Annotated in this window: 20 protein-coding genes; 17 read left to right on the top strand and 3 right to left on the bottom strand. The window is 71.0% G+C overall.

Going from position 1 to position 22216, the window contains the following annotated elements; translation table 11 throughout:
* Positions 1 to 90: 90 nt before the first annotated feature.
* On the top strand, positions 91 to 660 hold the full coding sequence (locus A4X17_RS03475) for an NUDIX hydrolase family protein (protein ID WP_064294286.1): 570 nt from the start codon (positions 91 to 93) through the stop codon (positions 658 to 660).
* Positions 661 to 697: 37 nt separating this feature from the next.
* Here A4X17_RS03475 and A4X17_RS03470 read toward each other — a convergent pair whose 3' ends face one another.
* Complete coding sequence (locus A4X17_RS03470) at positions 698 to 1192, bottom strand: GNAT family N-acetyltransferase (protein ID WP_064294393.1); 495 nt, start codon at positions 1190 to 1192, stop codon at positions 698 to 700.
* 109 nt (positions 1193 to 1301) lie between these two features.
* Entirely contained in the window at positions 1302 to 2882 is a 1581-nt protein-coding gene (locus A4X17_RS03465; RefSeq protein WP_064294285.1) for a DEAD/DEAH box helicase, read from the bottom strand.
* Between the two features lie 478 nt (positions 2883 to 3360).
* Between A4X17_RS03465 and A4X17_RS03460 the strand changes: the two genes are divergently transcribed.
* The 15 genes from A4X17_RS03460 (at position 3361) to A4X17_RS03390 (ending at position 21141) form a co-directional block, all read left to right on the top strand.
* Positions 3361 to 5379: a glycoside hydrolase family 127 protein gene (locus tag A4X17_RS03460; RefSeq protein ID WP_139205335.1), complete on the top strand. Its 2019-nt coding sequence runs from the start codon at positions 3361 to 3363 to the stop codon at positions 5377 to 5379.
* A gap of 77 nt (positions 5380 to 5456) precedes the next feature.
* Positions 5457 to 7151 carry an ABC transporter substrate-binding protein gene (locus tag A4X17_RS03455; protein WP_064294284.1) on the top strand — a complete coding sequence of 565 codons (1695 nt, stop codon included), beginning with the start codon at positions 5457 to 5459 and terminating at the stop codon, positions 7149 to 7151.
* 45 nt (positions 7152 to 7196) lie between these two features.
* Positions 7197 to 8132 carry an ABC transporter permease gene (locus A4X17_RS03450; RefSeq protein ID WP_064294392.1) on the top strand — a complete coding sequence of 312 codons (936 nt, stop codon included), beginning with the start codon at positions 7197 to 7199 and terminating at the stop codon, positions 8130 to 8132.
* The gene (locus A4X17_RS03445; RefSeq protein WP_064294283.1) at positions 8129 to 9124 is read left to right on the top strand and encodes an ABC transporter permease; all 996 of its coding nucleotides are present in this window, start codon (positions 8129 to 8131) and stop codon (positions 9122 to 9124) included. The genes A4X17_RS03450 and A4X17_RS03445 overlap by 4 nt, the downstream gene beginning before the upstream one ends.
* On the top strand, positions 9121 to 10002 hold the full coding sequence (locus A4X17_RS03440; protein ID WP_064294282.1) for an ABC transporter ATP-binding protein: 882 nt from the start codon (positions 9121 to 9123) through the stop codon (positions 10000 to 10002). The genes A4X17_RS03445 and A4X17_RS03440 overlap by 4 nt, the downstream gene beginning before the upstream one ends.
* Positions 9999 to 10877, top strand: a complete 879-nt coding sequence (locus A4X17_RS03435; protein WP_064294281.1) for an ABC transporter ATP-binding protein — start codon at positions 9999 to 10001, stop codon at positions 10875 to 10877. Before A4X17_RS03440 ends, A4X17_RS03435 begins: the two co-directional genes overlap by 4 nt.
* On the top strand, positions 10874 to 12187 hold the full coding sequence (locus A4X17_RS03430) for an alpha/beta fold hydrolase (protein ID WP_064294280.1): 1314 nt from the start codon (positions 10874 to 10876) through the stop codon (positions 12185 to 12187). The genes A4X17_RS03435 and A4X17_RS03430 overlap by 4 nt, the downstream gene beginning before the upstream one ends.
* A complete protein-coding gene (locus tag A4X17_RS03425) occupies positions 12184 to 13674 on the top strand; it encodes an aminopeptidase P family protein (RefSeq protein WP_369808443.1) in 1491 nt (496 codons plus the stop codon). Before A4X17_RS03430 ends, A4X17_RS03425 begins: the two co-directional genes overlap by 4 nt.
* Positions 13675 to 13715: 41 nt before the next feature.
* Complete coding sequence (locus A4X17_RS03420) at positions 13716 to 14393, top strand: GntR family transcriptional regulator (RefSeq protein ID WP_064294279.1); 678 nt, start codon at positions 13716 to 13718, stop codon at positions 14391 to 14393.
* Positions 14394 to 14511: 118 nt separating this feature from the next.
* Positions 14512 to 15708 carry an FAD-binding oxidoreductase gene (locus A4X17_RS03415; RefSeq protein WP_064294278.1) on the top strand — a complete coding sequence of 399 codons (1197 nt, stop codon included), beginning with the start codon at positions 14512 to 14514 and terminating at the stop codon, positions 15706 to 15708.
* The gene (locus A4X17_RS03410) at positions 15708 to 16058 is read left to right on the top strand and encodes a (2Fe-2S)-binding protein (protein ID WP_064294277.1); all 351 of its coding nucleotides are present in this window, start codon (positions 15708 to 15710) and stop codon (positions 16056 to 16058) included. Before A4X17_RS03415 ends, A4X17_RS03410 begins: the two co-directional genes overlap by 1 nt.
* Entirely contained in the window at positions 16055 to 17572 is a 1518-nt protein-coding gene (locus tag A4X17_RS03405; protein ID WP_064294276.1) for an NAD(P)/FAD-dependent oxidoreductase, read from the top strand. Before A4X17_RS03410 ends, A4X17_RS03405 begins: the two co-directional genes overlap by 4 nt.
* Positions 17573 to 17613: 41 nt before the next feature.
* The gene (locus A4X17_RS03400; protein WP_064294275.1) at positions 17614 to 18528 is read left to right on the top strand and encodes a dihydrodipicolinate synthase family protein; all 915 of its coding nucleotides are present in this window, start codon (positions 17614 to 17616) and stop codon (positions 18526 to 18528) included.
* Positions 18529 to 18583: 55 nt separating this feature from the next.
* Positions 18584 to 19585: a proline racemase family protein gene (locus tag A4X17_RS03395; protein WP_064294274.1), complete on the top strand. Its 1002-nt coding sequence runs from the start codon at positions 18584 to 18586 to the stop codon at positions 19583 to 19585.
* Between the two features lie 26 nt (positions 19586 to 19611).
* A complete protein-coding gene (locus A4X17_RS03390; RefSeq protein ID WP_064294273.1) occupies positions 19612 to 21141 on the top strand; it encodes an aldehyde dehydrogenase (NADP(+)) in 1530 nt (509 codons plus the stop codon).
* 34 nt (positions 21142 to 21175) lie between these two features.
* Here A4X17_RS03390 and A4X17_RS03385 read toward each other — a convergent pair whose 3' ends face one another.
* On the bottom strand, positions 21176 to 21703 hold the full coding sequence (locus A4X17_RS03385; protein ID WP_231884282.1) for a hypothetical protein: 528 nt from the start codon (positions 21701 to 21703) through the stop codon (positions 21176 to 21178).
* Between the two features lie 73 nt (positions 21704 to 21776).
* On the opposite strand from A4X17_RS03385, the gene A4X17_RS03380 reads away from it, so the two are divergent.
* Positions 21777 to 22216, top strand: a 440-nt coding sequence (locus A4X17_RS03380; protein WP_064294271.1) for an EVE domain-containing protein, incomplete at its 3' end; no start/stop codon positions are given.

Genomic DNA, 22216 nt, shown 5'->3' with positions numbered 1-22216 from the left:
CGTATGATCCCGCCGCGCGTCGGGCGCGGTGTCCGGTCGAACCGCCGCCCGCCTGGATCGCCGCTCGGCTCCATACGGTATGAAGGAGCTATGAGCGTTCGCACCCCTGATCCCAACCCGGAACCCGATCTCCCCGGCAATTCCAATCCGGGCTGGCTGTCGGACGTCGAACTCGAGGAGATCCGCCGCCGGCTCCCGCTGCTGTACGTGGAGGCCGTGCCGGTCCGCGTCGACGGCTTCGGCGTCGTCACCGAGGTGGGCGTCCTGCTCCGGGCCACCGCGCTCGGCGAGATGACGCGCACGCTCGTCTCCGGTCGCGTCATGTACGGCGAGACGATCCGCGACGCGCTCTTCCGTCACCTGGAGAAGGACCTCGGTCCGATGGCGTTCCCGTTGCTCCCCGCCTCGCCCGTGCCGTTCCAGGTGGCCGAGTACTTCCCATTGCCCGGATTGTCGCCGTACTCCGACGACCGGCAGCACGCCGTCGCGTTGGCGTACGTCGTCCCGGTGACCGGTACCTGCGAACCCCGCCAGGACGCGCTCGAACTCACGTGGATGACGCCCGAGGCGGCGTCCTCCGACGCGATCGCCGCCGAGATGGAGGGCGGCCGCGGCACGCTCCTCCGCGCGGCCCTCGCCTCCGTCGGCCGGCTCCGCTAGCCCTTCGACAAGCTCAGGGGTCGGGGACCGGGGTGCGTCAGCGGGTGTAGCGGACCTCGTCGATCATCTCGCCGAGGAACGGCTCGGTCTTGGCTCCACCGTCGAGGACGAACCCGTTGCGCTGGTAGAAACGGTGCGCACGCGGGTTGTCCGCGGCGACCCACAGGAACGACGGCTGACCGTCGGGGATCGCGGCGTCGAACAGCTGCTGACCGATCCCAGTGCCGTGCCACGCGTCCAGCAGGTAGATGAAGTACAGCTCGCGCTCGCGGGGTGCGTCCTCGTCGCGGGCCGGACCCGAACCGGAGAACCCGACGATCTCGCCGTCGACGAGGGCGGCGAAGTGCGTGTACTCGGGGCCCTGTGCGGCCCAGTGGGTCCAGAGCTCGGCCATGCGACGCGGCGACAGCTTCGCGAGCGTCGCAGCGCTGATGAGGTGGTCGTAGGTCTCGTGCCAGGTGGTGGCGTGGACGCGTCCCAGCGACTCGGCATCGACGTCGCGGACGGGGCGGACGACTGCGTTGACGTTCATGGTGGAACCGTATCCCGAGCGCCCCCGTCTCGCGAAATCGAGCGGGTCCGCGAACGGCGAAGCGCCGCCCACCCTGCGGTGGACGGCGCTTCGTTCGAGCGGTTCGCTACTAGTTGCCGCTGGACGCGCGACGGTTGGTCCGGGGACGCGAGGACTCGGCGGGAGCGCCTGAGTTCGCGGCGTAGCCGGTGCTGTAGTGCGTGCGGCTGCCACCGGTGGCGGCACCCGCACGGGCACCGCCCGAGCGACCGGCGCCGGAGCGCTGTCCGCCCTGACCGCCGTTGCCGCCAGCGGGACGACCGCCACGACGACCGCCGCCGCCCTGGCCTCCCTCGCGGGGAGCGCTGTCGCGGCTCGCGCCGGCACGGGCGCCGTCGCGGTCGCGGTGACCGTTGCCGAGGCCGTTGCCGTCGCGGGCTGCGCGCTTGCGCTGCGCGTTGGCACCCTGCGAGCGACCGCCGCCGCCACCCTGCTGCTGCACGGCCGCGCGCGGCGCCGGCTTCACGTAGGGGGCGACGTCGCCGATGAGCTCGAGGACCGCCGGGGAGGTCGCGGTGACCGCCTGCGGGGTGACGGTGATCTCGGCCTTGCGGAGGAGCTTCTTGAGGTCGTCCATCTGGCCGGGGATCGCGAGGGTCACGACGTCACCGGCGCTGCCCGCGCGAGCCGTTCGGCCCGAGCGGTGCAGGTACGCCTTGTGCTCGGTCGGCGGGTCGACGTGGATGACGAGCTCGACGTCGTCGACGTGCACACCGCGTGCGGCGACGTCGGTGGCGACGAGGACCTTGGCGGTGCCGGCGCTGAAGGCCGCGAGGTTGCGGTCGCGGGCCACCTGCGAGAGGTTGCCGTGCAGGTCGACTGCGGGGATGCCGGAGTCGGTGAGCTGCTTCGCGAGCTTCTTGGCGTGGTGCTTCGTGCGCATGAAGAGGATGCGACGGCCGCTACCCGAGGCGAGGGCCTGGATGAGGTCCTTCTTCGACTCGACCGAGGGGGTCGTGAAGACGTGGTGGGTCATCGCGGCGACGGGCGAGTTCGCCTCGTCGACGGAGTGGAGCACCTCGTTCTGCAGGAACTTGCGGACGAGCTTGTCCACGCCGTTGTCGAGCGTCGCGGAGAACAGCAGACGCTGCCCGCCGCGAGGCGTCTTGTCGAGGATGCGCGTGACGACCGGCAGGAAGCCGAGGTCGGCCATGTGGTCGGCCTCGTCGAGGACCGTGATCTCGACGGCGTCGAGGCTCACGAAGCCCTGCTTCATGAGGTCCTCGAGACGGCCGGGGCAGGCGATGACGATGTCGACGCCGGCGCGGAGCGCCTCTTCCTGACGCTTCTGCGAGACGCCGCCGAAGATCGTGGTGGTCTTCAGCGAGTAGGCGTCGGCCAGCGGCTGCATGACCGCGGCGATCTGGGTGGCGAGCTCGCGGGTCGGGGCGAGGACGAGTCCGAGCGGGCGACCCGGACGGCGCTTGCCGCCGGCGAGGGCGCCGCCGAGACGGGCGACCATCGGGATGCTGAAGGCGAGGGTCTTGCCGGAGCCGGTCTTGCCGCGGCCGAGGACGTCGCGTCCGCCGAGGGTGTCGGGGAGCGTGTCGATCTGGATGGGGAACGCGCTCGTCTTGCCGTCCTTCGCGAGGGAGGCGACGAGTGGTGCCGGGACGCCGAGGGCGTCGAAGGTGATGGTTGCTTCGGTCATGGGTGTGTGTCTCTTTCAGGCACGGCCACGAGCTTCGATGACGGCTGCCGGCGCACTCGTGTGCGGTAGCGGGCACTGCCGGGATGACCGCGCACGTGATGACTCACGTGGATGGTACGGCGTGCTTCCGTCGGCGTCGTCGCTGGTGGGAGGTGGCGAAGGCGCAGGTCGCGCATCCGTTCGCCGTATGAAGTGTCATCGACCCTGGCATGCACCGCTGGGTGCCGTGCAGGGGAGAGAGGGAGCGTTCTACGACGCAAGCGACTACCGCACCGGATGGCACGGTCGCACGCAAGTTCCTCAAGCGTAGCGCATCCGGCGAGGAGTCTGCTGGGAGTGGCGCGTTACGGCTGTGTTTCCATCTCCTGGAATCGATCGTCGGCGCTTGACAGTGCGCCGGAGCGGGTGAGTAATGTGTCACCCACCACAAACCCGGATCCGTGTACTGTGTCACACGGTACAGAAAGGCCTGTCGCCCATGAGCTTCGACGAAGACGCCCGAGCAGCGAGCACCGCGGTGCACGCGGGAGGCCGTTACGCCGCCGTCGCACCGATCGCCGGAGTCCGCATCCCGCTGGGTGCCGGACAGGTCGCGCTGGGCGACGGCGAACTCGGTGCGTGGCAGCGTCGGAACCGGGGCGCCACCGTCCCGCACTCGATCGAGCAGCTCCGCCTCGCCGGCAACCTCGACAACCTCGCCCGGATCGCCGACCCCGGCGACGGCACGTCACGCTTCCGCGGGCGCTACCCGTTCCTCGACACGGACGTCTTCAAGACCCTGGAAGGCCTCGCCTACCTGCTCGCCGAGGACGAGGTCGTCGGCGCGGCACCCGGCGATGTCCGCGACTTCTACGAGGAGGCCGTCGGTGTCATCGAAGCCGCGCAGCGGGAGGACGGGTACCTCAACTCCTATTTCCAGGCTCCGGAGATCGAGAAGGAACCCTGGGAGGACCTCGCCTGGGGCCACGAGTTGTACAACCTCGGGCACCTCATCCAGGCGGCGATCGCCGCGAAGCGCCGTCTCGGCGACGACCGTCTGCTGAACGTCGCCCGGGCCTTCGCCGACCTCGCCGTCGATCGGTTCGGACCGGACGGCGACCCGCAGGTGTGCGGGCACCCCGAGGTCGAGATGGCCCTGGTGGAGCTGTTCCGTGAGACCGGCGTGCGGTCCTACCTCGAGCTCGCGACCGCGTTCGTCGACCGCCGCGGCCACGGCACGGTCGAGCTCCGGGTCTTCCCCGCCGAGTACTTCCAGGACTCGGCCCCACTGCGTGACCTCGACTCCGTGACCGGACACGCCGTCCGCATGGCGTACCTGGCCGCAGGAGCGACCGACGTCGCCCTCGAACACGGCGACCAGGAACTGCTCGCGTCGCTGCAGCGGCTCTGGGACGACATGGTGGAGACGAAGCTCTACCTCACGGGCGGCCTCGGGAGCCGACACTCCGACGAGGCGATCGGCGACCGCTACGAGCTGCCATCCGAACGCTCCTACAGCGAGACGTGCGCCGCGATCGCCGTGATGCAGTGGGGCTGGCGCCTGTACCTCGCGACCGGGTCGGCGGCCGTCCTCGACACCGTCGAGACCGTCCTCTACAACGCCTACGCCGCCGGCCTCTCCGCGGACGGCACGGCCTTCTTCTACGACAACCCGCTGCAGCGTCGCCCCGACCACCTGCAGCGGTCGGGGGCGGAAGCGGACGGCGAACTCCTCAGGCGGAGCTGGTTCGGGTGCCCGTGCTGCCCGCCGAACATCGTGCGCTGGACCGCGGAGCTGCAGGACCACCTCGCGACGTCGACTCCCGCCGGTGTCGAAGTCGCGCACCTCACCGCGGCGTCGATCACGACCGAGCGGCTCTCCGTCACCGTCGACACCGCGTATCCGTGGGACGGAGTGGTCACCGTGACGGTGGACACCGCCGCCGACGACGAGGTCGAGCTCGCGATCCGCATCCCCGCGTGGGTCGTGGGCGGCTCCATCCGCGTGGGTGGATCGGCCGCGCCGCTCGAACCCGTCGACGGATGGATCCGGGTCCGGCGCTGGTGGCGTGCGGGCGACACCCTGGAGCTCGACCTCCCGATGCCCGTCCGGGCGCACGGCGCGCACCCCTCCGTCGACGCCCTCCGCGGCTCGATCGCCTTCGCCCGCGGACCGATCGTCTCCTGCGCCGAGCAGCAGGACACGACGGCGGACCTCGACCTCCTGCGGTTCTCCGGAGCCGACGCGGATCTCGCGGTCGTCGAGCACCGTCGGATCCTGGCCCGGGAGGGGATCGACGCCGTCGCACTGCTCGTCCCGGCGGCCGTCGACGCTCCCGCTCCGGCCGTGCTCTACCCGGTCCTCTCCGGTGCGCCCGAGGCCGAGCCCGCCGCGGCACCGCTCGTCGGTGTCGCGACGACAGCCGCGGCGACGCAGACCACCGCGACCCTCATCCCCTACGCCCTCTGGGGCAACCGCGAACCGGGCGCCATGCGCGTCTGGTTCCGCGCCCGCTGACCTCCTCCCGTCCCCGACCCCGCTCCACCCTCTCCACCCGCGGGCGACCCGCCCGATCGACACGAAAGCAGAGCGTCATGAAGCAACGATTCTCCATCCCCGCCCTCGCGGCGGCGGCCGTCCTCCTCCTCGCGGGGTGTACCTCCGCGGGTTCGGGCTCGGGAGGTGACGGACCGTCCAGCACCCCGGTGAAGGGCGGCACCGTCGACGTCCTCTTGAACGCGGACTTCTCGCACCTCGACCCGGTCCAGGGCTTCGACGGCGGCGTGAACAACTTCTACCGTCTGATCTACCGCACGTTGACGACGCAGTCCACGGGCGAGGGCGCCAAGGGCACCGAGATGGTCCCCGACCTCGCGACCGACCTCGGCACGGTGAGCGACGACGGCCTCCAGTGGACGTTCACGCTCAAGGACGACCTGAAGTTCGAGGACGGCACGCCGATCACGAGCAAGGACGTGAAGTTCGGCGTCGAGCGCTCCTTCGACCCGGCCATCGCCGTCGGATCGCCCTACGCCCGCCTCACGATCGCCGGCACGGACTCGTATGAGGGCCCGTACATCACGGGTGACCTGCCGTCCATCCAGACGCCGGACGACCAGACCATCGTCTTCACGCTCAAGGAGCCGTTCGCCGACTTCGCGAGCGTCGTCGGGCAGAACAGCTTCACACCCTTCCCCGCCGACACCGAGCGGGTGACGACGACGAGCCTCGACAAGATGCCGATCGCCTCCGGCCCCTACAAGGTCGACAGCTACGAGCGCGGTTCGCAGCTGAAGCTCGTCCGCAACGACTCGTGGGACCCGAAGACGGACGACGTCCGCAAGGCCTACCCGGACGGCTTCGACTTCACCTTCGGTCTCGACGCCTCGACCATCGACGAGCGCATGATCGCCGGCCAGGGTGACGACGCGAACGCGATCGCCGGGTCCGTCCAGGCGGCCTCCATCTCCCGCATCCAGACGCCGGCCCTCAAGGCACGCACCATCGCCGGTCTCCAGGGCTGCACCACGTACATGGGTCTGAACACGACCAAGCCGAACATGGACAACCCGCTGGTCCGCCAGGCCATCGCGTACGCCATCGACCGCGAGTCGGTGAAGGACGCCTCGGGCGGGTCGCAGCTCGCGGACGTCGCGACCACCATGCTGCCGCCCACCGTCGCCGGTCACACCGAGTTCGACCTCTACCCGAGCAAGGACAACGCCGGCGACCCGGAGAAGGCCAAGGAACTCCTCACCGAGGCGGGCCTGCCCGACGGCTTCTCCTTCACGCTCGACATCCGCAGCCAGCCCAAGATGCAGGCGCAGGCCGAGGCGGTGCAGCAGGCGCTCGCGAAGGCCGGCATCACGGTGAACTTCAACCTCATCGACACCTCCACCTACTACGAGGTCATCGGCACGACGTCACAGCAGAACGACGCCGCCATCACCGGCTGGTGCCCGGACTGGGCCTCAGGCTCGACCTTCCTGCCGCCGCTCTTCGACGGTTCGCAGATCTTCCCGAAGGGCAACTCGAACATCGCGCAGCTGAACGACCCCGCCGTCAACGAGCGCATCGCCGAGATCCGCGCGATGACCGACACCGACGAGGCCAACGCCGCCTGGGGCGCGCTCGACGAGCAGATCCAGAAGCTCGTACCGACGGTGCCGCTGCTGTTCGAGAAGACGGTCATGGTCGTCGGAGCCAACGTCGCGGGTGCGTACTCGCACGCCGGGTACTCCGGTGGCATCGACTACGTGTCCGTCGGCCTGTCCTCGGCCGGCAAGTAGTCGGAAAGCCGGTAGCCGCAGATGTCGTCGTCCGTTCCCAGTGAGCTGACCACCGTCGCCGAGGAGGTGGGTGCGCCGGTCGGTGCGCCCACCCCCGCGCGGCGGGTGATCGCCACCCTCCGTTCCAGCCCACCGGTGCTGCTCAGCGTCGCGTTCATCGTGCTCGTCGTGCTGCTCGCGATCCTCGCCCCACTGATCACCGCGATCAGCGGCTGGGGTCCGTACACCTTCGACAAGTCGGCGGTGGACTCCGACCTCGGCGGCGTGCCGATCGGCAACCTCGGCGGGATCTCCGCCGAGCACTGGTTCGGGGTCGAACCCGGGAACGGACGCGACATCTTCGCGCGCATCGCCTTCGGTGCGCAGGTGTCGCTGTCGATCGCCGTCTCGGCGACCATCGTCACCACCGTGCTCGGCGTGGTGCTCGGCATGCTCGCCGGCTTCTACGGCGGGTGGGTCGACCAGGTCGTCTCCCGCGTCATGGACTTCCTCATGGCGTTCCCGTCGCTCATCTTCATGATCGCGCTCCTGTCGGCCCTGCCCGCCGGCAACCGACCGGTCCTGCTCGTCGTGGTGCTGAGCCTCTTCGGCTGGCCGTACACCGCCCGGGTGGTGCGCGGTCAGGCGATGTCGCTGCGGACGAGCGAGTTCGTCGAATCGGCGCGTGCGTCGGGCGCCGGGGGCATCCGCATCGTCTTCCGCGAGATCCTGCCGAACCTGCGCGGCACCATCATCGTCCTGGCCACCCTCGCCGTTCCCGGTTACATCGGCACGGAGGCTGGCCTCTCCTTCCTCGGCGTCGGCGTCACCCCGCCCACGCCGAGCTGGGGCCAGATGATCGCGACCGCGGTCGGCTGGTACGCGGTCGATCCGATGTACTTCCTGATCCCCGGCACCTTCCTGTTCCTCACGGTGCTGTCCTTCACCGTGCTCGGCGACCGCCTGCGCAAGGCCCTCGACTCGGGAGACGCCGCCTCATGACCCTCTACCTCCTGCGCCGCATCGCGTCGGCGATCGGCATCCTGCTGCTCATCAGCCTCTTCACCTACGCCATCTTCTTCCTGCTGTCGCCCGACCCGGCGGTGCAGATCTGCGGCAAGACCTGCACCCCCGACCGCATCGACCAGATCCGGGCGCAGCTCGGGCTCGACCAGCCGTTCTGGCAGCAGTACCTCGAGTTCATCCGGGGGATCGTCATGGGCCGGAGCTACGGGGAGGGTGCCTCGGCGGTCTCCTGCGCGGCGCCGTGCCTCGGCTTCAGCTTCCAGACGAACGAATCCGTCATGGACATGATCACCGCGCGCTTCCCCGTGACCGCGACGGTCGCGATCGGTGCGGCGGTCCTCTGGCTGCTCGTCGGCGTCAGCGGTGGCCTGCTCAGCGCCGTCAAGCAGGGGACCGGCTGGGACCGTGGGGCGATGATGGTCGCGCTCGCCGGCATCAGCCTGCCGAATTACTTCCTCGCGCTCCTCCTGCAGTACGTCCTCGTGGTGCAACTGCAGATCCTGCCGTTCCCGCAGGCCGTACCGTTCGCCGAGGACCCGGTGCGCTGGTTCCAGAACTACCTCATGCCGTGGATCGTGCTCGCCCTCGGATACGCGTCGATGTACGCGAGGCTCGTCCGGTCGAACGTCATCGACACCCTCGGTGAGAACTTCATGCGGACCGCCCGGGCGAAGGGCCTGCCCGCGCCGCTCATCCTGCGCCGCCACGCGCTGCGCCCGGCGCTCACCCCCGTCGTCACGCTCTTCGGCATGGACTTCGCGGGCCTCCTCGGTGGCGCCCTCATCACCGAGACGGTGTTCGGACTGAACGGCGTCGGCAAGCTCGCCGCCGACTCGATCGCGAAGAACGACCAGCCGGTCATCATGGGCGTCACCCTCCTGGCCGCGTTCTTCGTGGTCATCGGCAACGTCGTGGTCGACGTCGCGTACACGTTCCTCGACCCGAGAGTGAGAGTGAAGAGCGCATGAGCCCCACCGTCACCAGGACCATCTCCCTGCCCGTCCCCGGGGCGGCGCTGCTCGAGGTCGACGACCTCACGGTCACCTTCCCGACCACCTCCGGTGACGTCGACGTGGTGCGGAAGGCGTCGTTCACGGTCCAGCACGGCCAGACCCTCGGCATCGTGGGCGAGTCCGGCTCCGGCAAGTCCATGACCTCGCTCGCGATCATGGGACTGCTCCCGAACGGCGGGCGCACGACCGGCAGCGTCCGACTGAGCGGACACGAGCTCGTCGGGCGCAGCGACCGTGAGATGCGCCGCGTGCGCGGCGACCGGATCGCGATGGTCTTCCAGGATCCGCTCTCCTCGCTCAACCCGTACTACACCGTCGGACTGCAGATCGAGGAGGCGTACCGCGCCCATCGCGGCGGTTCCCGGAAGGCCGCCAGGGCCGTCACGATCGAAGCCCTCGAACGGGTCCGCATCGCGGACGCCTCCCGGCGCGTCGACCACTACCCGCACCAGTTCTCGGGCGGCATGCGGCAGCGCATCATGATCGCCATGGCGCTCTGCCTGGAACCCGACCTGCTCATCGCGGACGAACCGACGACAGCACTCGACGTCACCGTCCAGGCGCAGATCCTCGACCTCCTCTCCGAACTGCAACGGGAGACCGGCACCGGCATGATCTTCATCACCCACGACCTCGCCGTGGTCAGTCAGGTCGCCGACGACGTGCTCGTCATGCGTGGCGGCGACCCCGTCGAGATGGGCACCGCCGAGCAGATCTTCTCCCGCCCGCAGGCGCCGTACACCCGTTCACTGCTCGACGCCCTGCCGCGGATCGACGACCCGTTCTCCGAGCGGCCGACGGCACCCGCCACGACCGGAGAGGGACGGGCATGAACGACGCACCAGTGCTCCTGCAGGCCACCGGGCTCACGAAGGACTTCACGACCAAGGGTGACGGGGCGTTCCGCGCACGCACCACCCGGTTCCGCGCCGTCGACGACGTCGGGTTCGCCGTCCGCGCCGGCGAGACGCTCGGCATCGTCGGGGAGTCGGGCAGCGGCAAGTCGACGACCGCGCGGATGATCGCGAAGCTCATCGAACCGACCGCCGGCACGATCACCTTCGACGGCGAGGACGTCACCACCGCGCGTGGCCCGGCGCTCGCCGCGTTCCGGACGAAGGTGCAGGTCGTCTTCCAGGACCCGTTCTCCTCCCTGAACCCCCGGCACACCGTCGAGCGCATCGTGTCGGCGCCGCTCGACTACCAGGGCATCACCCCGAAGCAGGGCAAGCGCGCCCTCGTGCGCGACCTCCTCGACCGCGTCGGCCTGAACCCCGACCACCTCCAGCGCTACCCGCGGCAGTTCTCCGGCGGCCAGGCCCAGCGCATCGGGATCGCCCGGGCGCTCGCCGTCTCCCCGAAGCTCGTCATCTGCGACGAGGCGGTGTCGGCGCTCGACGTGTCGGTGCAGGCACGCATCATCGACCTGTTGCGCGACCTGCAGGCCGAGCGCGGCCTGAGCTACCTGTTCATCGCGCACGACCTCGCCGTCGTGCGGCAGATCGCCCACGACGTCGCCGTCATGCACCGGGGCAAGGTGGTCGAGCAGGGTGACCGCGAGGCGATCTTCGACTACCCGCAGGACGAGTACACGAAGACCCTGCTCGCCGCCGTGCCCACGATCGACCCGAGCTGGGAGGCCGCGCGTGCCACCATGCTCGAACAGGAGCGGACGCACGGATCGACCGCCGGAAGGACAGAGGCATGACCCACCGCACCACCACCTACCTACTGCCGGGGATCCATGTGACCGACCACACGGTCGACGTCCCGCTCGACTGGCGGCGCCCCGACGACGGCCGCACGATCAGCCTGTTCGCCCGCGAACTCGTCGACCCTCTGCGTCGCGACGAGCAGCTCCCGGTCCTCGTGTTCCTCCAGGGCGGACCGGGCGGCAAAGGCCCGCGTCCGGTGTCCAGGGACGGCTGGGTCGCCGAGGCCCTCCGCACCTTCCGGCTCGTGCTGCTCGACCAGCGCGGCACCGGCCGGAGCACCAGGATCGACGGCCGGTCCATCGCGGCCGTCGGTGACGCTGCCGCACAGGCCGAGTACCTGGAACGCTTCCGGGCCGACTCGATCGTCGACGACGCCGAGTACCTGCGCCGCACCGTCTTCGGTGGCCGTCGCTGGTCGACGCTCGGTCAGAGCTACGGCGGGTTCCTCACCCTCACCTACCTCTCGCGAGCCCCGGAGGGACTGGCCGCCTGTTACGTCACGGGCGGTCTGGCAGGCATCCACCCGTCGGCGGCTGAGGTCTACCGCCGCACCTATCCGCGCACGGAGCGCAAGAACCGGGCCTTCGCCGAGCGGTACCCCCAGGACGTCGACACCGTCGCGCGGATCGCCGACCGACTCGCCGCCGATGAGGTGCTCCTGCCGGACGGCGACCGACTCACCGTGCGGCGCTTCCAGAACCTTGGGATCGACTTCGGGATGAAGCCCGGTTACGAGCGTCTCCACTGGCTGCTCGACGAGGCGTTCGACAGCGGCGACCGCTTGAGCGACACCTTCCTGGCGCAGGTCTGGGGGAGGACGTCCTACGTCGACAACCCCCTCTTCATCGCCCTGCAGGAGAGCATCTACGGTGCCGCCGGCTCGGGGGCGACCGCGTGGGCGGCGCAGGCCGAGCGCGATGCACGGCCGGCGTTCGCCGAGACGGCCAGGCCGCTGCTGTTCACGGGGGAGATGGTCTACCCCTGGATGTTCGAGGAGATCCGCTCGCTCCGGCCCTTCCAGGGCGCGGTGGAGCGACTGGCGGCCAAGACCGACTGGGACCCGCTGTACGACCCCGCTGTCCTGGAAGCGAGCACGGTGCCGCTCGCCGCGGCCGTGTACCACGACGACATGTACGTGGACGCGCAGCTGCAGTTGGAGACGGTCGACGCGGTCGGCGGGGCGACCGCCTGGGTCACGAACGAGTACGAGCACGACGGGATCCAGGACGCCGCCGTGGTGCGCCGCCTGTTCTCGATGGTGGACGAGCGCGGCGGCCGTCGCGCGGATGAGGAGCAGGCATGACCGACACACAGCAGCAGGCACCCGAGCAGACGGCGGGCCTCGCGCCGGCGACCACGGAGGCACCCGCCACGTCCATGCCGCGCCCGGCGAACCCGGACCCGAAGCTGCCCCGTCTGGCCGAGGTGCCGGCGTTCCGCAAGTTCCTCAGCACCGGCTGGGGCACCCCCGACCGCACGCCGCCGGTCGAGCCCGGGATCGCCGCAGCCGCAGCCGAGCACCGTCGTCGGTTGAGCGAGGCGTTCGTCGGGCGGACGCTCGTCGTCGCCGCCGGTCGCGCGCCCGTCCGGGCCAACGACTCGAACTACGACTTCCGCCCCGACAGCGACTTCTTCTGGCTCACCGGCTGCTCCGCCGAGGACGCGGTCATCGTGCTGCGTCCGAGCGGCACCGGTCACGACGCGACGTTGTACATCCCGGCACCGGCACACCCGGGCGAGACCGGATTCTTCGCCGACGCCAACCACGGCGAACTCTGGGTCGGTTCGGCGCCGGGGCCGGCCGACTGGTCCGCGGTCCTCGACCTCCGGGTCGAGGTGCTCGCCGCGCTGCCCGACGCGCTCCGAGGCGTCGAACGACCACTCCTCGCGGGGACCCTGACCTCGCGGCATCGTGCGCTCGAGCCCCTGACGGTCGCGCCGGAACTCGGCCGCGTGCTCTCGGAACTGCGCATGATCAAGGACGACTGGGAGATCGCGGAGCTGCGGCGGGCGGTCGACGCGACCGTCGGCGGGTTCTCCGCCGTGATCCGGGAGCTGCCGACGGCCCTCGCCGGCAGCGGTGAGCGTTGGCTCCAGGGGACTTTCGACCGGCACGCCCGCACCACGGGGAACGGCCCCGGCTACTCGACCATCGTCGGCAGCGGTGCGCACGCACCCACGCTCCACTGGGTGCGCTGCGACGGCCCGGTCCGCCCCGAGGACGCGATCCTGCTCGACATGGGCGTGGAGACGCGTGCGTTCTACACGGCGGACGTCACCCGCACCTTCCCCGTCTCGGGCACCTTCAGTCCGGAGCAGCGTCGCGTCCACGACCTCGTCGAGGCGTCCCACCGCGCCGGGATGGCCGCCGTCCGCCCGGGCCGCGACTTCACCGACTTCCACCACGCGGCCATGGAGGTCATCGCGCAGGGACTCCACGACTGGGACCTCCTGCCGGTGTCCGTCGACGAGGCTCTGAGCCCGGTCGGGCAACAGCACCGGCGGTACCTCGTGTGCGGCATCGGTCACCACCTCGGCCTCGACGTGCACGACTGCGCGAAGTCCTCCTACGAGGCCTACCAGGGCGGCTCGATGGCGCCCGGCATGGTGCTCACCGTCGAGCCGGGGCTGTACTTCCACGCCTTCGACGAGACGGTTCCACCGGAACTGCGCGGCATCGGCGTCCGGCTCGAGGACGACCTGCTCGTGACGGCGGACGGCGCCGAGGTGCTGTCGGATGCGCTGCCCATCGACGCGTCGGGCATCGAAGCGTGGATGCGCGCCCAGTAACCTGAGCGGACCGTGGTGGGAGACGAAGGATGGGAGTCGCGATGAGCATGTCGGCGATCCGACCGGCCGAGGAACGGCTGAGCCTGCGGGCGCAGGTGGAGCGGGCGGTGTCCGCGGCGATCATCTCGGGCGAGCTCGCGCCGGGGACGATGATCTCGGTACCGACGCTGGCGGTGCAGTTCAACGTCTCGGCGACCCCCGTCCGCGAAGCGATGCTCGATCTCGAGAAGCGCGACTTCGTGGAGGCGGTCCGGAACAAGGGGTTCCGCGTCACCGTCGTGAGCGAGGCCTCGCTCCGCAACACGGCGCAGATCCGCCAGCTCCTCGAGCCGCCCGCGATGGCGGACCTGGCCGAGGTCTTCGACCACGGCTCGCTGCCCGAGCTCCGGCAGCAGGCTGACGACATCGTGGCCGGTGCCCGTGACGGCGACCTGACCCGGTACCTCGAAGCCGACCAGGCGTTCCACCTCGCGCTCACCGCGAAACTCGGCAACCCGCTGCTCGTCGAGCTCGTCGCAGACCTCCGCGGACGCACCCGGCTCGTGGGGTTGGCCGCCATGCTCGATTCGCAGCAGCTCGACCGCTCGGCCGTTGAGCACCACGAGCTCCTCGACGCCCTCGAGCGGGGGGACGGGGTCGCAGCTCGCGAGCTCATGCACCGACACATCGGGCACACCACCGGCTGGTGGGCCGGCAAGCCCGAATCCGACGCCGAGTAGCCCCTGGCGTGCGTGCGCGGACCTCGACCAGGATCCGCGATCGTGCACGCTTGCCTGTTCAGTGAATGTGTGACACATTACTGAAAGCCCTTCCCCGCATCGACCGAGAGGACCGCCCGTGACCCGCATCGTCATCGTCGGCGCCGGCATCGTCGGTGCGGCCTGCGCGCGGACCCTCGCCCGACGCGGTGCCGAGGTCGTCGTGCTCGACCGTTCGGCGGCCGCCGGCGGCACGAGCGGCTCGGGGGAGGGGAATCTCCTCGTCTCCGACAAGGGGCCCGGCCCCGAACTCGACCTCGCGCGGTACGCCTCACGCCTCTGGCCCGTCGTCACCGCCGAACTCAGCGCCGAACTGGGACCGACCTTCCCGAGCATCGAGTTCGAGCGCAAGGGCGGCATCGTGGTCGCCACCACCGAGGCCGGCGCGCAGCCCCTGCTCGACTTCGCCGCCGCCCAGCGCGCCGCCGGTGTCGACGCCAGACCCCTCACCGAGGACGAGCTGCTCGCGGCGGAGCCGTCGATCACCCGCTCGTCCACGGCGGCCGTCCACTATCCCGAGGACGCACAGGTCCAGCCCGTCATCGCCACGGAGGCCCTGCTCGCCTCGGCCCGGCGTGCGGGCGCTGTCGTGCGCACCGGCGTCACCGTGACGGGCGGCGTCCGGAGCGCGACCGGTCGCCTCACGGGTGTCCGGACCTCCGTGGGCGATGTCTCGGGCGACGCGGTCCTCGTCTGCGCCGGACCGTGGTCGGCCGAGCTCGGCGACCTGCTCGGCGCACCCGTCCCGGTCCGTCCCCGTCGCGGCATGGTGCTCGTCACCACCCGCATGCCGCACCGCGTGCACCACAAGGTCTACGACGGCGACTACTTCGGTGCCACGCAGTCGAGCGACGCCTCGCTCCAGACCTCGAGCGTCGTCGAGTCCACCGCCGCGGGCACGGTCCTCATCGGCTCGAGCCGACAGCAGATCGGATTCGACGCGCGTCTCGACGTCGACGTGCTCCGCGAGGTCGCGGCGAAGTCCCTGCGCCTCTTCCCGTTCCTCCGCGACGCCTCGGTCATGCGCAGCTACGGCGGCTTCCGGCCGTACATGCCCGACCACCTCCCGGTCATCGGCCCCGACCACCGTGTCGACGGCCTGTGGCACGCGACGGGCCACGAGGGCGCCGGCATCGGACTGGCCCTCGCGACCGCTGAACTCATCGCCGCCCGCCTGCTCGGTGGATCCACCGACCTCGACGGCGCCCCGTTCCAACTCGACCGCCCGGGGCTCGCCCCGCACCTGCGCGTCGACCGTCCGGCGGAGGTGGCCTGATGGTCTCGAGACGACTGCCCGCGACGCACGACCGGATCCTGCCCGGCACGGAGGACGCGCTGCGCATCGACCTCGACGGGACGCCCGTCGACGGACTCCGCGGCCAGACGATCGCCGGCGTCCTGTTGGGCTCCGGCGTCCTCGCCTGGCGCCGCACCAGCGGCTCCGGGAACCCACGCGGCGTCTTCTGCGGCATCGGGGTCTGCTTCGACTGCATCGTCACGGTGAACGGCCAGCGGGACGTCCGCGCGTGCCAGCGTCGCGCCGCGGACGGCGACCGCATCGAGACACAGCACGACGCCCTTCCGGAACCCACGACCGAGAACGACCCGTTCGGGGACCGGACATGAGCGCCCGGCAGCGCGAGGTCGTCGTCGTCGGCGCAGGGCCAGCCGGCCTCCAGGCCGCGCTCGCCGCCCGGGCGCTCGGCGCCGCCGTCACGCTGCTCGACGCCTCGGACGAGCTCGGCGGTCAGTACTGGCGGCACCTGCCGGCCAGCCGGCCGTCGGAAGCAGAGGCCTCGCTGCACCACGGGTTCGAGCGCTTCGTCTCCATGCGCGCGGCGCTCGACGCCGACGACGCCTGCACGGTGATCACCGAGGCGCAGGTGTGGGCGATCGACGTCGACCGCGCCGCCGCCGACCACGGGTCCGACGACACCTCCGGTGCGACCGGCCTGCGCCTGCACGTCCTCGTCGGACCGCCGGACGGCACCGACCGCTCGCCCCTCACCCTCCGGCCGGACGCGCTCGTCCTCGCGACCGGCGCGCACGACCGCACGCTGCCGTTCCCCGGCTGGGACCTCCCCGGCGTCTTCTCGGCCGGTGCCGCCCAGGCGCTCGCGAAGGGCGAGCGGGTCACCGTCGGTCAGCGGGTGGTCGTGGCCGGTGCCGGACCGTTCCTGTTGCCGGTGGCCGCGTCCCTGACCGCGACCGGATCACGCGTGCTCGGGGTCTACGAGGCCACGACCGTCGGCGGCCTCGCGAGGGGCTGGCTCCCCAAGCCCTGGCAGCTGTTCGGCGTGACCGGGAAGGCCGGTGAACTGCTCGGTTACGTCGGTGGCCACCTCCGCCACCGGATCCCGTACCGCGTCGGTCACGCGGTGGTCGCCGCGCACGGCGCCGACCGGGTCGAGCGCGTGACCATCGCCGCCGTCGACGCCGACTGGTCGCCGATCCCCGGCACCGAGCGCACGGTCGAAGCGGACGCCGTGTGCGTCAGTCACGGGTTCACCCCGCGGCTCGAACTGCCCGTCGCGGTCGGCTGCGCGCTCACCGAAGCCCGGTTCGTCCAGGTCGACGCCGAGCAGCGCACGAGCGTCCCGACCGTCTTCGCGGCGGGGGAGATCACCGGGATCGGGGGTGTCGACGCCGCGCTCGCCGAGGGCGCGATCGCGGGACACACTGCGGCCGGCGGCCTCCCCGGTGCCTCCGGGATCCGCGCCGCCGTGAGCCGACGCGACACGTTCCTCGCCTTCGCCGACCGGCTCGAACGTGCCCACGGCATCCGCGCCGGCTGGAGCGACTGGCTCGACGACGACACCACCATCTGCCGCTGCGAGGAGGTCGACTACGGCTCCCTGCGAGCGACGGCGACCGCCACCTGCGCGACCGGTCTGCGCTCCCTCAAACTCAGCACGCGTGCCGGGCTCGGGATCTGCCAGGGCCGCATGTGCGGTCGCACCGTCGAGGAGCTCCTCCACCGCGTCGCCTCCGAATCCGGTGGCAGCGGCCTCATCGACGGCGTCTCGAGCGACCGCCGGCCCATCGCCTCCCCACTGCGCATCGGCGAACTCGCCGCGCAGGCACCGGGACACCCTCCCCACGAACCGCCGTCGACCCCGACGGCCGAACACCCAGGATGACCGACCGGTCTCCGCACCACTCCCTCGGAAAGGAACCACCCATGGCCAAACAGTTCGACCTCGGCGGCGTCATCGTCGCGACCACCCTCGCGTTCAAGGAGGACGCCTCGGCGCCCGCAGGCCTCGCCGTCGACTACGACCGCTTCGCCGAGCACTGCAACTGGCTCATCGAGAACGGTTGCCGCGGCGTCGGCCCGAACGGCTCGCTCGGTGAGTACTCGTCGCTGACGGACGCCGAGCGTCGCAAGGTCATCCAGGTCGCGGTCGACACCGTCGGCGACCGCGGCCTCGTCGTCGCCGGGGTACACGGGGTCGGCTGGCACCAGGCCCAGCAGTGGGCCGAGTACGCGAAGGAGGACGGCGCGGACGGCGTCCTGCTCCTGCCGCCCACCATCTACCGGGCGAACGACGACGAGGTCATCGAGCACTACAGCCGCGTGGACGAGGTCGGCCTGCCGATCATGGCCTACAACAACCCCATCGACACGAAGGTCGACCTCACGCCCGACCTGCTCGTCGAGCTCGCCAAGCTCGAGCACGTGGTCGCCGTGAAGGAGTTCTCGGCCGACATCCGTCGGGTGCTCGAGATCCAGGACAAGACCGACCTCGACGTCATCGCGGGAGCGGACGACCTCCTCTTCGAGTCCCTCGTCGCCGGTGCGGTCGGCTGGTTCGCCGGCTACCCGAACGCCTTCCCCCGCGAGGCCGTCGAGCTGTACACGCTCGTCACCTCCGGTCGCGTCGACGAGGCCCGCACCCTCTACCGCGAGCTCGTGCCCGTCTTCGGGTGGGACTCGAAGACGGAGTTCGTCCAGGCCATCAAGCTCTCGATCGACATCGCCGGCGAGAGCTACGGTGGTCCGACGCGTCCGCCGCGCGGTCCGCTGAACGCGCTCCAGACGGAGCAGGTCACGACGCAGACGCGTCGCGCGCTCGACTACCTCGCGGCACGCTGAGCCTGGTGGCCGACGCGACACCCCGACCACGACCACCAGTCCTGAGAGGCACACCATGAAGTCCTCCCGCATGATCAGTGCGGTCGATTCGCACACCGAGGGCATGCCGACCCGCGTCGTCACCGGCGGGGTCGGCGTGATCCCCGGCGCGACCATGAACGAGAAGCGCCTCCACTTCATGGAGCATCTCGACGACCTGCGGCTCTTCCTCATGAACGAGCCCCGCGGTCACGCGGCGATGAGCGGGGCGATCCTGCAGCCGTCCACGCGTGCGGACTGCGACTGGGGCGTCGTGTACATCGAGGTGTCCGGCTGCCTGCCGATGTGCGGGCACGGCACCATCGGGGTCGCGACGGTCCTCGTGGAGACCGGCATGGTGGAGGTGGTCGAGCCGGTCACGACGATCCGGCTCGACACCCCCGCCGGACTCGTGATCGCGCGGGTCGACGTCAGCGACGGGCACGCCGACCGCGTGACGATCGAGAACGTCCCGAGCTACGTCGACCGCCTCGACGCCACGATCGAGGTGCCGGGCCTCGGCACCGTGCCGTACAGCCTCGCGTTCGGCGGCAACTTCTACGCGATGGTCGACCTCGACGACGTGGGCCTGCCCTTCGACCGCGACCGTCAGCAGGACATCCTCGACACGGGCCTGCGGATCATGGCGGCGATCAACGAGCAGGCGCCGCCCGTGCACCCCGAGATCGCCGGCCTCGACCACTGCCACCACGTCGAGTTCATCGCGCCGGGATCCGACGCCGTGCTGTCCCGGCACGCGATGGCCATCTTCCCGGGGTGGTTCGACCGCTCGCCCTGCGGCACCGGAACCTCGGCCCGCATGGCCGAGCTCTGGGCCCGCGGTGAGCTGCCACTCGATCAGGACTTCGTCAACGAGTCCTTCATCGGCAGCCGGTTCACCGGCCGGCTGATCGCCGAGACGTCGGTGGCGGGCCGGCCGGCCGTCATCCCGACCATCTCCGGTCGGGCCTGGGTCACCGGTATCGGCTCCTACCTCCTCGACCCCGCCGATCCGTTCCCGACCGGCTTCCAGTTCTGAACCACACCACGATCCCGGAGGATCACATGACGACCACGCCAGCCCCCGACGCCCCCATCGCGGAGACCACCCCCGAGCAGCTCGAGGAGGTCCTCCGGGGAGCCGCCGCGGCTGCACCCGCGTGGGCCGCGACGCCGGCGGACGCCCGTGCGCGTGCGCTCGTCGCCGTCGCCGACGCCCTGCAGGCCCACGCGGACGAGCTCGTCCCGGTCGGCATGGTCGAGACGGGGCTCGCCGAGGCCCGGCTCCGCGGCGAGCTCCTCCGCACCGCCGTGCAGCTGCGGCTCTTCGCGGAGACGATCGTCGACGGCTCCTACCTCGACGTCCGGATCGACGAGGCCGACCCGGACTTCGCACTCGGCGCGCGCCCGGAGCTCCGCCGCGTCCTCGTGCCGCTCGGCCCGGTCGTGAACTTCGCTGCGAGCAACTTCCCGTTCGCCTTCTCCGTCGCCGGTGGTGATACCGCGTCGATCCTCGCGGCCGGATGCCCGGTGATCCTCAAGGTGCACGACGGGCACCCGCGGCTCTCGCTCGCGACGGCGGCCGTCCTCGAGGCCGCGCTCCGGGCGTCCGGGGCTCCTGACGGCGTCTTCCAGACGATCATCGGCCAGGAGGCCGGCGTCGTCGCGCTGCAGGACGAGCGCGTCCGGGCCGGCTCCTTCACGGGCTCCCTCCGGGCGGGTCGGATCCTCGCCGACCTCGCGGCGGCACGCCCCGTCCCGATCCCGTTCTTCGGCGAGCTCGGCAGCGTCAACCCCGTGTTCGTGACGCAGACGGCCCTCGACGAGTCCGCGGCGACCATCGCGACGGGGTTCGTCACGAGCGTCGCGGGGTCGGCCGGTCAGCTCTGTACGAAACCTGGTTTCGTCTACCTGCCGGAGGGTGCGGGGCTCGACGAGTCGATCCGTGAGGCTGCTGCCGCGGTCCCCGAGCACCGACTCCTGAACGACCGCATCACGGCCGGGTACCAGGCGAGGCGCGACACGATCCTCGGAACCGACGGCGTGCGGGTCATCGCCGAGGGTTCGCTCCGGGTCGACGAGGACGGCGAGGGCTGGGCGACCCCCACGATCGTCGCGGTCCCACTCGACGCGCTGCGGGCCGGTCGGGACGCCCTGCTCGACGAGGCCTTCGGTCCGTTGTCGATCCTCGTCGAGGTCCCGGCAGGTGCGGCGCTCGCACCGCTCGTGCCGGAGTTCTGCGAGGGCAACCTGACGGCCACCCTGCACGCCGGTGCCGACGAGACGAGCGACGACCTCGTGGAACTCGTCCAGCAGCTGTCTGCGCACGCCGGACGGGTGCTGTTCGGCGGTTGGCCCACCGGCGTCGCGGTCACGCCCGCCATGCAGCATGGCGGGCCATGGCCGGCGACGACGAACGACTCCAGCACCTCGGTGGGGACGGCCGCGATCACCCGTTTCCTGCGGCCGGTCGCGTTCCAGAACATGCCGGACCGGTTCCTGCCCGAGGTGCTGCGGTCGTCGGCCACCGGCGTCCCGCGGACGATCGCACCCGCGGGCGAGTCGACGCACTGGGGCGAGGCGGCTCAGCGCTGATGCGCGGCCGGCCGGGCCTCCGGACGGCGAGGCGTCAGATGGCGCCCTCGACCGTGGCGCCGACCTCGTCGTCCTCCTCGTCGCCGGGGAGCGGCGGGTCGTAGGCCCAGCTCGGCGCGAGCGCCTTGATCCGCGCACCGCGCCACTGCCATGTCGCCCACAGCGGGTACCAGTAGAGCGGGGCGATAGCGCCGGTGATCACGAGTCGGTCGCGGTACAGGGTCTTCGTCGGATCCTGCTTGTCGCGGGCCACCGCCATCTGGTGGTCCCACCCGGCGAGCTTGCTGAGCGGCCCGCTGACCGGGTCGCCCTGGTCGTGAAGGATGCGGGTGCCGTCACGGCGCTCGATGAACTCGAGGTCGATGATCTGGTCGCCGACCGGGATCGCGCCGGCGGCCTTCACGCGCACGCGGTGCGCTCCCGGCTCCCAGATGGTGGGGAACCCGTCGGCGTCGAGCGCCTCGAGGCCCATGACGGGGCTGTAGAGCTCCCGCAGGACCGCCGGGGAGCGGAGTGCCCGCCAGGCGACGTCGACATCACAGTCCAGGACGAGTTTCAGCATCACGCGCATGCCTCAGTGTCGCATGTGCGGCTCGGCGGCTGCAGGGGGTGCGCCGGTAGGGAAGACTGTGCCTATGGCGATCCGGTACTGGCTGGGCGTGATCCAGCGGGATCACGTCGTCCTCGGCGTCCGGCAGGGCTTCGTGCAGATCAACCACGGGCAGCGCGGCGGTCTCGACCAGATGCGCGAGTCCGACGGCTTCGTGTACTACTCGCCGAGGGTCAGCACCCCGGACGGCGCGCCGCTCAAGGCGTTCACCGCGATCGGGCGGGTCTCCGACGACACCGTCTACCAGGCGGCCGTGCCGCGACCGGACGGAGCCGATTGGCGGCCCTGGCGGCGGAGTGTCGACTGGTACCCGGATGCGGTCGAGGCGCCCATCCGTCCGATGCTCGCGCTCCTCGACTTCACGAGCTTCACCCGGAACTGGGGTGTCCAGCTCCGTCGGGGGTTCCTCGAGCTGAGTCGTCACGACTTCGAGCTCATCCGTAACGAGATGCGTCCGCCCCACCC

Source organism: Plantibacter sp. H53 (assembly GCF_001650455.1).
Classification (GTDB): domain Bacteria; phylum Actinomycetota; class Actinomycetes; order Actinomycetales; family Microbacteriaceae; genus Plantibacter; species Plantibacter flavus_A.
This window is presented reverse-complemented; position numbering and strand designations above follow the sequence as displayed.